The organism is Micromonospora sp. NPDC048887 (assembly GCF_040649715.1).
In the GTDB taxonomy this organism is placed as follows: domain Bacteria; phylum Actinomycetota; class Actinomycetes; order Mycobacteriales; family Micromonosporaceae; genus Micromonospora.
This window is the reverse complement of the sequence record NZ_JBEZGA010000003.1, coordinates 1-15,514: the sequence shown is the minus strand read 5'-3', so window position 1 is coordinate 15,514 and position 15,514 is coordinate 1. Positions and strand designations below refer to the sequence as shown.

Annotated in this window: 13 protein-coding genes and 1 pseudogene; 4 read left to right on the top strand and 10 right to left on the bottom strand. The window is 74.3% G+C overall.

Annotation, left to right across the window (positions count from 1 at the left end):
* Positions 1-448: 448 nt before the first annotated feature.
* The 5 genes and pseudogenes from AB0C17_RS05700 to AB0C17_RS05680 form a co-directional block, all read right to left on the bottom strand.
* A pseudogene (locus AB0C17_RS05700) lies at positions 449-1,333 on the bottom strand (sulfite exporter TauE/SafE family protein); the annotation flags it as partial.
* A 132-nt stretch (positions 1,334-1,465) separates the two neighbouring features.
* Positions 1,466-1,936: an Rrf2 family transcriptional regulator gene (locus tag AB0C17_RS05695; protein ID WP_357380921.1), complete on the bottom strand. Its 471-nt coding sequence runs from the start codon at positions 1,934-1,936 to the stop codon at positions 1,466-1,468.
* Between the two features lie 71 nt (positions 1,937-2,007).
* The gene (locus AB0C17_RS05690; protein ID WP_013287530.1) at positions 2,008-2,877 is read right to left on the bottom strand and encodes an acyl-CoA thioesterase II; all 870 of its coding nucleotides are present in this window, start codon (positions 2,875-2,877) and stop codon (positions 2,008-2,010) included.
* Positions 2,878-2,941: 64 nt separating this feature from the next.
* The gene (gene pyk, locus AB0C17_RS05685; RefSeq protein WP_357469450.1) at positions 2,942-4,390 is read right to left on the bottom strand and encodes a pyruvate kinase; all 1,449 of its coding nucleotides are present in this window, start codon (positions 4,388-4,390) and stop codon (positions 2,942-2,944) included.
* 277 nt (positions 4,391-4,667) lie between these two features.
* The gene (locus tag AB0C17_RS05680; RefSeq protein ID WP_013287532.1) at positions 4,668-5,033 is read right to left on the bottom strand and encodes a YciI family protein; all 366 of its coding nucleotides are present in this window, start codon (positions 5,031-5,033) and stop codon (positions 4,668-4,670) included.
* Positions 5,034-5,208: 175 nt separating this feature from the next.
* Here AB0C17_RS05680 and AB0C17_RS05675 point away from each other — a divergent pair, with 175 nt between their 5' ends.
* Together AB0C17_RS05675 and AB0C17_RS05670 are read left to right on the top strand one after the other, a co-directional pair.
* Entirely contained in the window at positions 5,209-6,075 is an 867-nt protein-coding gene (locus AB0C17_RS05675) for an aldo/keto reductase (protein ID WP_357476833.1), read from the top strand.
* A gap of 90 nt (positions 6,076-6,165) precedes the next feature.
* The gene (locus AB0C17_RS05670; protein WP_357476831.1) at positions 6,166-7,758 is read left to right on the top strand and encodes a GMC family oxidoreductase N-terminal domain-containing protein; all 1,593 of its coding nucleotides are present in this window, start codon (positions 6,166-6,168) and stop codon (positions 7,756-7,758) included.
* A gap of 116 nt (positions 7,759-7,874) precedes the next feature.
* On the opposite strand, the gene AB0C17_RS05665 is transcribed toward AB0C17_RS05670, so the two are convergent.
* From AB0C17_RS05665 to AB0C17_RS05650, 4 genes are all read right to left on the bottom strand, one after another.
* Positions 7,875-8,678: an alpha/beta fold hydrolase gene (locus AB0C17_RS05665; RefSeq protein ID WP_357469460.1), complete on the bottom strand. Its 804-nt coding sequence runs from the start codon at positions 8,676-8,678 to the stop codon at positions 7,875-7,877.
* 167 nt (positions 8,679-8,845) lie between these two features.
* A complete protein-coding gene (locus AB0C17_RS05660; protein ID WP_073830945.1) occupies positions 8,846-9,109 on the bottom strand; it encodes a DUF6244 family protein in 264 nt (87 codons plus the stop codon).
* 148 nt (positions 9,110-9,257) lie between these two features.
* Complete coding sequence (locus AB0C17_RS05655) at positions 9,258-10,034, bottom strand: hypothetical protein (RefSeq protein ID WP_357380909.1); 777 nt, start codon at positions 10,032-10,034, stop codon at positions 9,258-9,260.
* 115 nt (positions 10,035-10,149) lie between these two features.
* The gene (locus AB0C17_RS05650; RefSeq protein ID WP_357476828.1) at positions 10,150-12,669 is read right to left on the bottom strand and encodes an FtsK/SpoIIIE domain-containing protein; all 2,520 of its coding nucleotides are present in this window, start codon (positions 12,667-12,669) and stop codon (positions 10,150-10,152) included.
* Positions 12,670-12,851: 182 nt separating this feature from the next.
* Here AB0C17_RS05650 and AB0C17_RS05645 point away from each other — a divergent pair, with 182 nt between their 5' ends.
* Together AB0C17_RS05645 and AB0C17_RS05640 are read left to right on the top strand one after the other, a co-directional pair.
* Positions 12,852-14,264, top strand: coding sequence for an alkaline phosphatase PhoX (locus AB0C17_RS05645; RefSeq protein ID WP_357469466.1), 1,413 nt, complete (start codon positions 12,852-12,854; stop codon positions 14,262-14,264).
* A gap of 114 nt (positions 14,265-14,378) precedes the next feature.
* Positions 14,379-14,963 carry a type II toxin-antitoxin system antitoxin SocA domain-containing protein gene (locus tag AB0C17_RS05640; protein ID WP_357469469.1) on the top strand — a complete coding sequence of 195 codons (585 nt, stop codon included), beginning with the start codon at positions 14,379-14,381 and terminating at the stop codon, positions 14,961-14,963.
* A gap of 185 nt (positions 14,964-15,148) precedes the next feature.
* Here the strand turns inward: AB0C17_RS05640 and AB0C17_RS05635 are convergent, their stop codons facing one another.
* A complete protein-coding gene (locus AB0C17_RS05635) occupies positions 15,149-15,379 on the bottom strand; it encodes a winged helix-turn-helix domain-containing protein (RefSeq protein WP_357469472.1) in 231 nt (76 codons plus the stop codon).
* Positions 15,380-15,514 lie beyond the last annotated feature (135 nt).

Here is a 15,514-nt window from a genome sequence, read left to right as displayed (position 1 = left end):
CGCCCCTCGCCGGGCCCACCGAGGACGTCGCGCGCCTTCACCCCGGTCGCGCGGGTGGCGCCCGGCGGGCGGCGGCGCGGCCGTCAACAGGGCGACGGCTGGCGGAGCGGCGACCGGCGACCGGCGACCGGCGACCGGCGACCTTTGTCCCGGGCCGCGCCCTCCCGGGAGGAGGCGCGGCCGGGAAACCGCGAGCGGCTCAGCCTTCGACGGCGGCGGCGAGCTTCCGCGACTCCGCGGCCTCGGCGCTCTCGGTGGCGGCCTCCGGCTCCGCGGCCCGCCCCGGCCTCACGGCCTCCGCCGGCTCGACCGCCTCCACCGGCTTGACGACCTCCGCCGGCTCGACGGCTCCCGCTGGCGTGACGGCTTCCGCCGGCTTGACGGACTCCCCCGGCTCCGCCGACGTGGCGAGCTCGGGTTCCCCCGCCTCGGCGGGCGACGTGGCGGCGAGTGCGGCGTCGACAGTGGCGCGGGCCCGGCGGGTACGGCGCAACGCGCGCACCGCCAGCCCGACGGCGACCAGCCAGGCGACGCCGAGCAGCACGTACACCACCACCGGCAGCGAGCCGCCCACGCCGCCGGCGCTCAGCAGCGTGCGGGCGTTGGTCAGCACGATCACGCCGCCGATCACGGCGCCGAGCAGCTGGGCGGGCACGATGCGGACCAGCCACGCCGCGATCGGGGCGGCGATCAGGCCGCCGATCAGAAGGGCGGCAACAGTGGGCAGCAGGAAGCCCTCGGAGCCCAGGCCGATCAGGAAGCCGATGCTCGCCGCGCCGGCCACCACGAACTCGGAGGTGTCCACCGAGCCGATGACCTTGCGGGGTTCCATCCGGCCGGAGACCAGCAGCGCCGGGGTGGCGACCGGGCCCCAGCCCCCGCCGCCGGTGGCGTCGACGAAGCCGGCAACCAGGCCGAGCGGGGCGAGGAACCGGCTGCGCAAGCGGCCGGCGGCCCGGTTGGCGCGCAGCGGCCGGGAGAACCGCACCAGCAGGTACGCGCCGAGCGTGAACAGGATGGCGGCCATCCAGGGCGCCGCCGCCTCGGTGGAGATGGAGCTGAGGAACGTCGCCCCGGCGAACGCGCCGATGGCGCCGGGGAGCGCGATACGGCCGACCACCCGCCAGTCGACGTTGCCGAACCGCCAGTGCGACACACCCGCCGCCAGCGTGGTGCCGATCTCGGCCAGGTGCACCGAGGCGGACGCGGCAGCGGGCGCGACACCGGCGAACAGGAGCAGGGTCGAGGAGGTCAGCCCGTAGGCCATGCCGAGCGCGCCGTCGACGAGTTGCGCGGCGAGCCCGACGAGGGCGAGGACCAGCAGCTTGCGCACGAGCGCCCCCTGACTTTTCGGTATCTCCTATCGACTTGGTCGACAATGCGGCACGAGGGCGCCCCGGGTCAAGTCCCCCATCCGGTTGGTAGGAGACGCCGGACGGTGTGCCGGAGCGTGCGGAGGCGCCCGTCAGCTCCAGGCGCGCGGGTCGGCGGCCAGCTCGTTGACCCGGCCGGGCAGCGCCCCCGTGGCCACGTCGGCGATGGTGACCAGATCGAGGATCTCCCGCTCGCTGGCCCGCAGCGCGATCCAGACGTCCTGCAACGCGCGGGCCGCGCCCTGGTAGCCGAGCTGTTCCGGCCGCTGCCCGCGCACGTGCGCGAGCGGACCGTCGATGACCCGGATCACCTCGGCCAGGGAGATCTCCCCGGCCGGCCGGGCCAGCCAGTAGCCGCCCTCGGGGCCACGCTGGGCGTGCACGATGCCGCCGCGGCGCAGTTGCAGCAGGATGCTCTCCAGGAACTTCGGCGGGATGTCCTGCGCGCGGGCGATCTGTTCGGCGGTCACCGGCCGGCTCCGCCCGGTGGCCTCCTCGTCCGCTACCGAGGCCAGCTCGGCAGCCGCGCGGAGGGCATAGTCGACCCGGGCGGAGAGACGCATACGGCCAGGTTAGTCCGCTGTGCCGGGAGCTGGCCCGCCGACCCGTGCGGGCGGGTCACCGGGCCGGGCGTTCAGCCGCCCACGCGCCGCAGCAGACCCTCCTGCACGGCGCTGGCGATGTGCCGGCCGTCGGTGGTGAACATCCGGCCCGTGGCCAGGCCACGCGCACCGGACGCGGACGGGCTCCAGCAGTCGTACAGGAACCACTCGTCGGCGCGGAACGACCTGTGGAACCACAGCGCGTGGTCGAGGCTCGCGCCGACCACGCCGCCCGGCCCCCACACCTCGCCGTGCACCGAGAGCACCGAGTCCAGCAGCGTCAGGTCGGAGGCGTACGTGAGCGCGCACGCGTGCAGCAGCGGATCGTCCGGCAGTTTGCCGTCCAGGCGCATCCACACCCGCTGGTGCGGCTCGGCCGGGCGGTCGCCGGGGCGCACCCAGCCGGGCTCGCCGACGTAGCGCACGTCGATCGGGCGCGGGATCATCCCCCAGATGCCCAGGCGCTCCGGGTAGCGGGAGAGCCGGTCGGTCATGGTCGGCACGTCGTCCGGACCAGGCACGTCCGGCGGGAGCGGGGCATGGTGGTCCAGCCCCTCCTCCTGGCGCTGGAACGACGCCGACATGAAGAAGATCGGCTTGTCGTGCTGCAACGCCACCGAACGGCGCACCGAGAAGGAGCGGCCGTCGCGGACGTTCTCCACCTGGTACTCGATCGGCTCGGCCGGGTCGCCGGGGCGCACGAAGTAGCCGTGCAGGGAGTGCACGGCCCGCTCCGCGTCGACGGTGCGGCCGGCCGCCACCAGGGCCTGGCCGGCGACCTGGCCACCGTAGACCCGCTGCGGGCCCACCTGCGGGCTCATCCCCCGGAAGGTCATCTCCCCGGTACGGGCGAGGTCGAGCACCTCCAGTAGCTGGTCGACAGCCGCCTGCCCGGTCGCCACACCACTCACTGTGTCACCTTCGTTCGCGACTGCGGGGCTCGCAAACCCGGCTCACTCCTCGCGCTCACTGGAGGGCTCGTGCCGAGGCCGCGTCGACCAGCGAACCCAGCTGGTGCACGCGCAGGGTGTTGGTGGAGCCGGGCGTGCCGGGCGGGCTGCCCGCCACGATCACCACGTAGTCGCCCGGGTTGGCCCGGTTGAGGCCGAGCAGCGCCTGGTCGACCTGGCGGAACATGTCGTCGGTGTGCTGGACGAACGGCATCAGGAACGTCTCCACGCCCCAGGACAGCGCGAGCTGGTTGCGCACCTCCGGCACCGGCGTGAACGCCAGCAGCGGCAGGTCGCAGTGCAGCCGGGCCAGCCGCTTGACGGTGTCACCGGTCTGCGAGAACGCGACCATGGCCTTGGCGCCGATGGCCCGGGCGATCGACGAGGCGGCGACGGTGAGCGCGCCGCCGTGCGTACGCGGATCGTGCTGCAACCGGGGGACGGCGATGGACCCCGCCTCGGTGGTGGTGACGATCTTGGCCATGGTGCTGACGGTGAGCACCGGGTACTTGCCGACGCTCGTCTCGCCGGAGAGCATCACCGCGTCCGCGCCGTCGAGCACCGCGTTCGCCACGTCGGACGCCTCGGCGCGGGTCGGGCGCGAGTTCTCGATCATCGAGTCGAGCATCTGGGTGGCCACGATGACCGGCTTGGCGTTCTCCCGGCACAGCTGCACGGCGCGCTTCTGCACCAGCGGCACCTGGTCCAGTGGCAGTTCGACGCCGAGGTCGCCGCGGGCGACCATGACCCCGTCGAAGGCGAGCACGATCGCCTCCAGGTGGTCGACCGCCTCCGGCTTCTCGACCTTGGCCAGGACCGGGCGGCGCACGCCCTCCTCGTCCATGATCGAGTGGACGAGCTTGATGTCGTCGGGCGAGCGGACGAAGGAGAGCGCGACCAGGTCGACGCCGAGACCGAGGGCGAAGCGCAGGTCCTGCGCGTCCTTGTCGGACAGGGCCGGGACGCTCACCGCGACGTTCGGCAGCGAGACGCCCTTGTTGTTGGAGACCGGGCCGCCCTCGGTGACCAGGCACCGGATGTCGTTGCCGGTGACGTCGCTGACCTCGACCGCGACCCGGCCGTCGTCGATCAGCAGCCGGTCGCCCGGCTTCACCTCCTGGGGCAGCTTGCGGTAGGTGCAGGAGACCCGCTCCTTGGTGCCCTCCACCTCGTCCCCGGTGATCACCACCGAGTCGCCGGTGCGCCACTCGTGCGGTCCGTCGGCGAACCGGCCCAGGCGGATCTTGGGGCCCTGGAGGTCGGCGAGCACCGCGACCGGCTTGCCGGCCGCCTCGGCCGCCTCGCGGACCAGCCGGTAGACCGACTCGTGGTCGGCGTGACTGCCGTGGCTGAAGTTGAGCCTCGCCACGTTCATGCCCGCTTCGACGAGGCCGCGGATACGCTCCGGGGACGCGGTTGCGGGGCCGAGGGTGCAGACGATCTTCGCGCGGCGTGTCACGCCCATCAGGCTAGTCTCTCCTCCGGGTCGGCCTCCCGGCCGACCCCTTGCGGACTGTGGAACATCTGTCCAACGACGCGCGTCAACCGCTGGGCGGGCGTAGGCGTACCGCACCGGAACGTCGTGTGGCGGGCATCAGCGACCGCGCGGTGAGAAATCGTACCGCTCCCCGTCACCGGCCGGCCGGGGGCACTGTGGCACGGCCGTGCCCGGCCGCTGGGGCCGTGGGCGGGCCGGGGGTACGCGCCGGCCGGCGGGCCGTCGAAGGTACGCGCGCGGAGCCTCAGCTCTCCGTCTTGACCAGCGGGAACTCCAGCGAGCCGGCCGGGCACAGGAAGGTGAGCACCTCGACGCGGTAGAGCCCGGCCTGCACCGCCGGGTCGGCCTCCATGACGCTGCGGACGTCGTCCACCGAGCCGGTCCGGGCCAGGCCGAAGCCGATCGGCGGGTCGGGTTCCCGGGCCGGGCCGTCCACCGACCCGTCCACGAGCACGATGCCGCGCCGCTGCAGCGCCCGCATGTGCTGAAGGTGCTCGGCCTGCAACCGCTGCACGGTCTCGTCCGGCAGGGCCCGCCCCGAGGGCCCCGGGTAGAGCACGATGCACTCGTATGTGTCGAGCGCGAAGTCGAGCCGTGGCGTCGCGGCCATGCGCACCTCCTGACCACCGTTCCGCCCAGCCTGCCACGGCGGCCCGGCGTGCCGGGGCAGCTCGGCGCAACTGCCAGTGCTTCGCCGCCCCGATTCGGGGAATGTCCAGGGGTCGGGGCGCAGCACCACCCCGCGAGGCACGAACGAGCACAGAACGAGCACAGGAGGAGCACGAATGGCCACCAGCACCCAGCCCGCCAAGGCGTCGGGTACCTACCGGATCGGTGGCGACCTGCCGGTCGACCGCCTCGGCTACGGGGCGATGCAGCTCACCGGTCCGGGGGTGTGGGGTGACCCGAAGGATCCGGCCGAGGCGGTACGGGTGCTGCGCCGCGCGTACGAGATGGGCGTCACGTTCATCGACACCGCCGACTCGTACGGGCCGTTCGTCAGCGAGCTGCTGATCCGCGAGGCGCTGCACCCGTACGCCGACGACCTGGTCATCGCGACGAAGGCCGGGCTGACCCGCTCCGGCCCGGACGACTGGCGGCCGGTGGGCCGCCCGGAGTACCTGCGCCAGCAGTGCGAGCTGAGCCTGCGCCACCTGGGCCTGGGCTGCATCCCGCTCTACCAGCTGCACCGCATCGACGCGAAGGTCCCGCTGGCCGACCAGCTCGGCGAGCTGGCGCTGCTGCGGCAGGAGGGCAAGATCCGGCACATCGGGCTGTCCCAGGTCAGTGTCGAGGAGATCGAGGCGGCACAGGCGATCGCGCCGATCGTGTCCGTGCAGAACCTCTACAACCTGGCCGACCGCAGCGCGGAGGACGTGCTGGAGCACTGCGAGCGCCACGACCTGGCGTTCATCCCGTGGTTCCCGATCGCCACCGGCAGCCTGGCCCGGCCCGGCGGCCCGCTCGACGCGATCTCGACCGCGCACGGCGCCACCCCGGCGCAACTCGCGCTGGCCTGGTTGCTGCGCCGGTCGCCGGTGATGCTGCCGATTCCGGGCACGTCGTCGGTGGCGCACCTGGAGGAGAACGTGGCGGCGGCCGAGGTGGTGCTGACCGACGACGAGTTCGAGGCGCTGGCAAAGGCCGCCTGAGCGGGTCACTCACCTCCCCCGACCGGCCCCTTTCGCGGAATGTGATCGAACAACTACCGTCAGAAGGATTCTCGCGAGTGGGGGTCCGCTGTGGAGGAGTTCGACTACGTCATCGTGGGCGCCGGGGCGGCGGGGTGCGTGCTGGCCAACCGGCTCACCGAGGATCCGGGCACCCGGGTGCTGCTGCTGGAGGCGGGCGGCTGGGACCGCAGCCCGTACGTGCGCGTACCGAAGGCGTTCTCCCGGCTGATGGACGACGAGCGCACCGCCTGGCACTACCCGGCCACCACCGGGCCGGGCCGCCGGGAGATCTGGCAGCGCGGGCGGATGGTCGGCGGCTCGACGTCGGTGAACGGCATGATCTGGAGCCGCGGCGCGGCCCGGGACTGGGACGCCCTCGAACCGCTGGGCTGGGGCTGGTCGACCATGCGGCCCGTGTTCCAGCGGTTGGAGGACCACCCCCTCGGGCCCGCGCCGCACCGGGGCACGGGCGGCCCGGTGCGGCTGTCCGTCGCCACCGGCACCGACCCGCTCGCCGAGGAGATGGTGGCCACCGGCGCCGAGCTGGGCTGGCGCCACGCCGACGACCTGGACGCCCACGACGACGAGCGGATCGGCTACCCCACCGCCACCATCCACGGTGGACGCCGGGTCAGCGCCGCCGACGCGTTCCTGCACCCGGTCCGGCGCCGGCCCAACCTGACCGTCGAGGTCGGCGCCGTCGCCCTGCGGGTGCTCGTCGAGGGCGGCCGGGCCACAGGCGTACGGGTGGCGCACGGCGGCCGGGAGGCCGAGCACCGGGCGGCGGGTGAGGTGATCCTCGCCGCGGGCGCCCTGGCCACCCCGCACCTGTTGCAGGTCTCCGGCATCGGCCCGGCGGACACGCTGCGCGCCGCCGGGGTGCCGGTGCTGCTCGACCGGCCCCGGGTCGGCGCGGGGCTGCGCGAGCACCGGTCGATGGTGCTTCAACACCGCCTCGCCGAGCCCGGCGGCCACAACATGACCATCGGCAGCCCGCTCGGGCAGGCCCGGGCGACGCTGCGCTGGCTGCTCACCCGGGGCGGGCCGCTCGCCCTGCCGGTGCTGGACGTGGCCGCCCATCTCAAGTCCCGCCCGGATCTGGACCGCCCGGACGCGCACCTGCTGATGGCGCCGTTCTCGGCCGCCCCGCCGCGGCCCGGCAGGGCGCTGGAACTCGAACGGGAGCCGGGCGTGATGTGCCTGGGCACTGTCACCCGGCCGGACAGCGAGGGCAGCCTGACGATCACCGACGCGGACCCGCGTACGCCGCCGGGCATCGTGGCGAACTACCTCGCCACCGAGCACGACCAGCGGGTGGCGGTGGATCTGTTCCGCCGGATGCGGGAGTTCTTCCGCACCGGGCCGATCGCGCGGCGGATCCAGGCCGAGACGGTGCCCGGAGCGGCGACCACCACCGACGCGGAGATCGTCGAGGCGGCCGTGGCGCGCGGCTACTGCGGTTACCACGCGATCGGCACCTGCGCGATGGGCGCCGGCGACGACCACGTGGTCGACCCGGAGTTGCGGGTACGCGGCGTGGACGGGCTGCGGGTGGTCGACGCGTCGGTGCTGCCGGTGATGGTGGCCGGCTGGACCAGCGCCCCGGTGACCGCGCTGGCCTGGCGGGCCGCCGACCTGATCACGGGACGGGACGCGGGCTGAGCGACCGGCCCGGGCCGGGTTCCGCCCGCGCCGACGCCCGGCGGGACATGCCGGGCCCGCGCGCGAACGGCGGGACGTGCCGGACCCGCGCGCGAACGGCGGGCCCGGCACGTGGCTCAGACCGCGAAGCAGTTCGGCTGGACCGGGGCACCGGCGAGCACCTGGCGCACCGCCGTGTAGGTGGTGCCGTCCAGCACCAGCCCGAGGTGGCCGACGACCCGCAGCGGGCACCACGCCTGCACCAGGATGTTCGTCGCGCCGTCGGCGAGCACGGCGTTGTCGACCGGCCGGACCAGTTCGTCCTGCCACGTGCGCACCGTTGCCCAGCGCACCGGGCCGGGGGTGTCGTCCCCGGCGTTGAGGTCGGCGAGGAAGCTCGACCCGATGGTCATCTGCTGGCAGGCGATCACCCCGGCGCAGCTGCCCAGCCCGAGGACGGCGACCAGGTTGGCGACGTAGGTGCCGTACTGCGGGCTGCCCAGGCTGACGTACTGGTCGACGGTGGCCGCGCCGCCGAGGTACTTGACGTACCAGCGGCTGACCAGGCCACCCTCGGAGTGGCCGACCAGGTCGACACGGGCCGCGCCGGTGCTGGCGCGCACCCGGTCCACGTAGGACGACAACGTCCGGGCGGACTCGCGGATGTCGCCGAGACCGAGGTTCGGCAACTGGAAGATCGAGACCCGGTAGCCGTCGGCGCGCAGCCGGGCGGCGATCGGCTCGTACGCGATGGAGATTCCACTCAGGCCGCCGACCACGATCACCGGGTCGGCGGCAGCGGCGGCGGCCCGTTGCGCGGCGGTGGCGACGGTGGCCGCGTTCGACGGGGCGGCGGGTTCGGCGGTGGCGGCCTGGGCGGCGGCCGGGACGAGCAGGACGGTGGCGGCGGTGGTGGCGGCCAGGATCGTTCGGAGCAGCATGGGCTGCACCTCCGGGGGGAGGCACCCGGGCGTACCCGGGGGGACGGGTGGGATCCGATCGATCGTGGACACGATGATGCGTGTCCGATTTCACGCACGTCAATGAAAAGTTACGCGTCGGTAACCCTTGTCGCGCCCTGCGCGCAAACCGGCATGCCGGGCCGGGCTCAGTTGCCCAGCGCCTGGACCTTCGCGATTGTCTCCTGCACGTGCTGCCGGGCCGGCTCCCCGCCCTGCGCGGCCTGCGCCAGCGCCTGCCGGTAGGAGTCGATGGCGCCGATAAGCGGCCCCGCCGTGGCCCCCTCCAGCGCGCCCGCCACCAGCGCCCGCGCCTCGGCCGCGTCCTGCGCGGCGGCGGCGGTGCGCGCCTTGGCCTCGTCCAGCTTCTGTGCCGCCGCCGCCAGCCTGGCGATGATCTCCGCCGCGCTCACACGCCCTCCCCCAGCTCACCGACCCCGCGAGCCTACCGCCCCGCCCCACCCCACCGCCTTCGCGATCTTGCACTTTCCGCCCGCCCGAAAGCCACAATTGCCGCGCCCCCGGGGCCGAAACTCCATGATCGACGGAGCGGGTAGAAGGTCAGCGGAGGAGGCGGAAGAGGAGGAGATAGAGGCAGAAGAAGGACGGGGAGACCAGGGCGCAGATCACGAAACCGAGCGGCACGTACCGCCCGGGCGGCGCGTCGCCCTCCACCGCCGGGCGGCCCCAGCGGGCGAGTACCACCTGACCGGCCACGAAGGACATCAACGGAACGCCCGCGCAGGACAGCGCCGCCACCAGGTCCAGCCCGGCCACCGGCAGCGACGAACCGATGATCGCGATCAGCATCAGCAGCGAGCCGACGAGCGCGCAGCCCGCGTACACCACCACCGCCCGAGCTGGCGCGGACCAGGTGGGCAGCAGCACCGGCGTGCGGGCCAGCGCGTCGGCCTGCCGGCCGTACCCGTCGGCCTCCTCGGCGAGCCGGCCCGCCGCCGCCAGCTCCGCCGCCGGGTCACCCGCTCGCGGCGCGGGCACACCACCCGAGGGGTACGCCCCGACCTCCGGCCGCCCCGGGGCGTCGGCTGCGCCGCCGGTCACCCCGTCCCCCGGAACGGGCGCGGGATCCGGCGCTCCCCCTGCGGCCACCGCCGCCGGCACCGGCGCCTCGGCCGGGACCGAGGTCATCGGCACGCCGATCGCCTGCCCGAGCCGATCCAGGTGCTGCCCCTGGGCGGAGAGCCGCTGCCCGAGCGAGTCGACAGCGGCCTGGAGGCCACGGCGGCGCTCCGCCTCGGCGGCGATCTCCCGCTCCCCGCCCCGCTGCCGGGTGGACAGCTCCCGCAGCAGCGCCGCGTACTCGTCGAATCCGCTCATGTGATGTCTTTCGTTCGCGACTGCGGGGCTCGCAAACCCGGCTCACTCCTCGCGCTCACAAGGCCGTCTTCCGTTCGCGACTGCGGGGCTCGCAAACCCGGCTCACTCCTCGCGCTCACGGGGTGACCTCTCCCCCGGCGGCGAACGGCACGATCAGCGCGGTGCGGTGCTCGTGCCGGTCGACGAGCAGGGCGCGGCCCTCGCGCGGGACGTACGCCAGGTCGTGCGCGCCGAGGTGCAGGCCCAGGTCGGCGGCGGGCACGTTCAGCGCGACAAGGCCGGTCACGTCGTCACGGTGCCCGCTGCCGCCCAGGTCGTCGGCGAGCCGGCGCAGCCCGCGCCACCAGCCGAGCACGTGCACACCGCGCGCGGGCCCCTGGCGCAGCACGGCGCGCAGGTCGTCGTACCCGGATCGGAACGTGGCCGGGTCGGAGGCGGCGAGCGTCGTGGCGGCGGCGTCCATCCCGAACACCACCAGGTAGGTGCGCCCGGCCGCCGGGGCGTCGCCGGAGGCGGTCTCGGCGAGCTGGGCGCGCAGCGCGGCGGCGTCGAGGCGCCGGACCGGGTGCCCGGCGGCGGCGAGCGTCATGGCCAGGTCGTCGGCGGCGTCGGTGGTGCCCGGCGCCAGCGGCGCGAACAGGAACCGGGCGGTGCCGGGGGCGTGCTGGCGGGCCAGGGACAGGGCGGCCGAGCGGAGCACGTCGGCGCCGGCCGCGGCGGTGCCGACCACCGCCAGGTGCCGGCCCGGACTGGCGTCGAGCGCGAACCCCGCCGGGCTGCCGGCCACGTCGACCACGCGGCCGACGAGCGCGTACGGCGGGTCGGCGCCGGGCGTCAGCGCCGCCCAGGCGGGGTCGTCGGTGAGCCGGGGCGTCTCGTGCCCCCGGAAGACGGCCGGCGGGCGCGAACCGGCCGGGCGGGCGGCGTGCAGCTCGTGGCGCAGCGCCGCCAGGTCGGCCGAGGCGGCGTGCGCGTCCGGGAACCGCACCTCGACGTCCGCGCCGGGCGCGCCCGCGCCGGTGTTCACCACCGCGACGCCGACGGTGAGCCCGCGCGCGGCGTCGTTGCGCGGGTCCAGCACGGCGTCGCCGCCTGGCAGCGCGATCCGCAGCGGGAACTGCCCGAAGATCGCCTCGGCCCGGCCGTAGAGCGCCTCGACGCCGGTGGTGCTCTGGCTCGCCAGGACCAGGTGCAGGCCGTACGAGCGGCCCTTGCGGGCCAGCTCCTCGATCAGGTCGACCGCCTGCCGGGCCAGCGCGTCGTTGCCGGCGAACAGCACGTGGAACTCGTCGACCACCGTGACGATCCGGGGCGGCCGGGCGTTGGGCGGCACGTCGGCGAGCCGGCTGACGCCGTGCCGCTTGAGCAGGTCGGCGCGGCGGCCCAGTTCGGCGCGCAGCTCGCGCAGCACCGCCACGCCGTACTCGCGGTCCGACTCGATGCCCACCGCGTCGGCGTGCGGCAGCCAGGACGGGTCGCGGTCGGTGGGCACGAACTCGGTGAAGCTGACGCCCTCCTTGAAGTCGAGCAGCATCAGCCGCAGCTCGGCCGGGGAGTAGCGGGCGGCCAGCCCGTAGAGCACGTCGAGCAGCAGGACCGTCTTGCCGGCGCCGGTGCGCCCGCCGACAAGCCAGTGCGGGGTGGCGTCGTCGAACGCCACAGTCAGCGGCCGGCGGCCGGCCCGGCCGAGCACGGTACGCAGCCCGGAGGCGGCGGACCCGGCCCAGCGCTGCGCGGGCAGCAGGTCGGCGAACGTGACGCCGTCCTGGCCGGCGGCCTCGGCGTACCGGCGGGCCAGCGCGGTCACAGTGGCGTGCGACGGGTCGCCGTCGAGCACCACCGGTGCGGCCAGCCCGCTGCCGTCGGCGCTGAACGGGCGGCCGGGCGGGTCTCCGACGAGGGTGTAGCGCTCGGTGACGCGAAGCTGGGTGGTGGCGCCGAGCGGCGGCGCGGCGGTCGGCCCGGCCGGCGGGTGGCCGGCGAGCAGCACGCAGACGGCGGCGGCCGGTCCGGCGTGGGTGAGCGCCGCCAGCCGGGCCAGCTCCCGGGGCGGCGGCGCGGACGCGGCGACCACCACGAGCAGTTCGCGGTCCTCCGGCGCGGATCGCTGGGCGGTACGCGCGTGCCGCTCGGCCAGGTCGAGCAGGGCTGTCGTCTCCGCCTCGGTGGTGGCCGCCGCGGCGAGCACCCCGGCGTCCTGCAGCGGGCGCAGCGGCAGGAACGCCGCGCCGAAGGCGGCCTGGTCGATGCCGGCCACCCGGATCGCGCCGGCCGGGGCGGCGGTCAGCAGCCGTACCACCACCGCACGCAGCAGCTCGCCGACGCGCGGGTCACGGGCGTCCACGTCGACCGCCAGGTGCGCGCCCGCCCCCACCGGCACGAGCACTGGGAACGTGCCGTCGACTGTGGTCGCCGCGCCGAGGCGTACCGGAACGGGGTGGGTCGCGACGCGGGCGGTGCCAGGCACCGCGGCGGCCAGCTCACCGCCGAGGCGGGCCAGCCGCGCGACCAGCTCGGGGCTCCCCACGGGCGCCGGGCCGGCGGCGCCGAGCAGCCGCCGGGCCGCCTCCCAGTGCCGCACCGCCCGTCGATGCCGATCGACCGCCTGCCGGTACGCCGCCGCGAGTCTGCCCACCGTCCGCCCTCCGACGTTTGCGATCGAGGGAACCCTAACGGACGCGCGCCACGGCGGCACGTGGCGCTCCGCACCGGGGATTCGTCCACTGTTCACCCGGCGGCGGACGGCCGCGCCGCCCGCCGTTCCCCCGGCCCGGCTTGCCTTCCCTCAGGCATCCGTGCGCACAGGAAGGCGACGACGTGACCTCCTCACCTCTCCCCCGGCGGTCCCTGCTGCGCGGCGGCGTGGCCGGCGGACTCGGCATCGTGGTGGCCGGCAGTCTGGAGGCGATCGCCGGACCGGCGGCGGCCCGGCCCGCGTGCCGCCCCGCCGTCGGCTACGGCGACCTGGTGCCGGACCCGGCCGGCCTGCTGGCGCTGCCGCCCGGGTTCTCGTACACGGTCGTCGCGCGGGCGGGTGCGACGCTGCTGGAGTCCGGGCAGCCCACGCCGAGCGACGCGGACGGCACCGGCTGCTTCCGCGGCCCGCACGGCTCGGTGCTGGTGAACAACCACGAGATCGGCGGCGACGAGCCGTACCCGGTGCCGGCGCTGCCCGGTCTCACCTACGACCCGGGCGCCCGCGGCGGCACCACCACCATCGAGGTGGACCGGCACGGGCGGCGGCTGCGCGAGTACGTGAGCGTCGCCGGCACGCACAACAACTGCGCCGGTGGCATCACCCCGTGGGGCACGTGGCTGACCTGCGAGGAGACCGAGCAGCGGGCCGGTGGGCGATACCTCAAGGACCACGGGTACGTCTTCGAGGTCGACCCGCACGACCGGTCCGCCAACACCGACCCGGTGCCGCTGACGTTCCTCGGGCGGTACTCCCACGAGGCGGTCGCCGTCGACCCGTACACCCACTCGATCTACCTGACCGAGGACGCGAGCGGGCCGAACGGCCTGTACTTCCGGTGGACGCCGCCGCCCGGTTTCCGGGCCGGCAAGGGCGCGCTGCGGGCGCTGGCCCAGCGGCCCGACGGCGGCACCGCCGGCAGCCTCGCCGCGATGCGCTGCCTGCGCGGCGACACGCACGTGGCCGACCTGTCCGAGGCCACCACCCCGGGCACCCGCTACCGCGTCGAGTGGGTGGAGGTGCCCGACCGGGACGCCCGCACCGTGTCGGTACGCAAGCAGTTCACCGACGCCGAGGTGACCCGCAGCCGCAAGCTGGAGGGTGCCTGGTGGGGCGACGGCGGCGCGTACTTCGTGGCGAGCTACGCGCGGCACGACGACGGCAGCGCCAACGAGCACGACGGGCAGGTGTGGTTCTACGACCCGCGCCGGCAGACCGTCACGCTGAAGACCATCTTCGGGGTGAACACCGACCCGGAGGCCGACCACGGCAACTACGACGGGCCGGACAACATCACCGTCTCGCCGTACGGCGGGGTGATCCTGGCCGAGGACGGCGAGGGCGTGTCGCACCTGGTCGGCGTCACCGAGCAGGGCAAGGCGTACCCGCTGGCGCGCAACGAACTGAACGACAGCGAGTTCACCGGGCCGACGTTCAGCGCGGACGGGAGGACGCTGTTCGCCAACATCCAGTCGCCGGGGTACGTGTTCGCGATCACCGGGCCGTGGGGGCGGCCGGGCAACGGGCACCGCTGAGAGGGTGGCGGCTGGCAGTTCCCGGGCGGGAGCCGCCGGCCGTCGTCATGGAGTCTCGGGGTGCGCCCGGATCATCGGTACTCTCTGAGCAGGTCCGATGGAAGGTTTCGCCGGATGGCCACCGCACACGACGTCGCCGCTGCGGTACTCGCCGAGGTCGGCCGGGTCACCGCGATGAAGTTCGAGAAGCTCGTCTACTACTGCCAGGGGTGGCACTTGGCGCGCAGCGGTTCGCCGCTGTTCGCCGAGCCAATCGAGGCGTGGCGGGAAGGCCCCGTGATCCCGCTGCTCCACCGGCACCACCGCCAACAGCTCTACGTCTCGGAGTGGCCCCTCGGAGCCCTCTCCCGGCTCACCGACTCCCAGCGCGAATCCGTCCGCTGGGTGGCCCGCGAGTACGGCAGGTTCTCTGCGACCGAGTTGTCCGCCATGGCGCGCAACGAGCTGCCCTGGCGGGCCGCTCGCGGCGTGCTGCCCGAATCCGCCGGCTCTTCCGAACAACTCGACGTCGACCTGATGCGGACGTACTTCGCACGGCAGATGGCAAGCACCGAGACAGCCGTCGCGCTGGCCACTGCGAACGCCGCGATCGAGGGCAAGGAGTTCGACCATGACTGGCAGGAGCGGCTGCGTGACGTAGCCTCGGGCCTGGTCGACGCGGACGATCTGATCGCCGAAGAGATCGCCCGCCTGCCCTAACTGCCCCGTCAGAACGGCGCGTAGGCCGCGCTCCGCCGACCAAGAGTGCAAGATCGCGTGCTAGGCGCTCGTGGTACTCGGCGAGGGATTCGCGCACTGCGCCATCCCCGACCCTCCACGCAGATCTTGGAAGAAAACGGCCCCCAGAAGGGCCCTCAGCTTCCAAGATCTCGCCACTCTGCGATCTACCGCGACTCCGAACGGTCGGCGACGAACACGCCGAGGCCATGCACACCCTCTACCCACCCCTGCGTTTGCAGCACGAGGATGGCCTGCCGGACCACCGTCGTCGAGACGCCATGCTCCGCCTTGAGCTGTGCCGTAGATGGCAACTTGTCTCCCGGCGAGAGTTCTCCCGACTGAATCTGAGTGCGGAGCTGGTCCGCGAGCTGTTCCCACTTCGGTTTGACGGGCATATGGACTCCCAGGTCTGCTCCGCCATTCGATCACGCACGACTAGGGCGTGTTTCATAAGCCGGTCAGAGCCACTCGCAGATGATGGTGATGGTCAGGACGGCCTGGAAGCGGACGGCTAACTTGTCGTAGCGGGT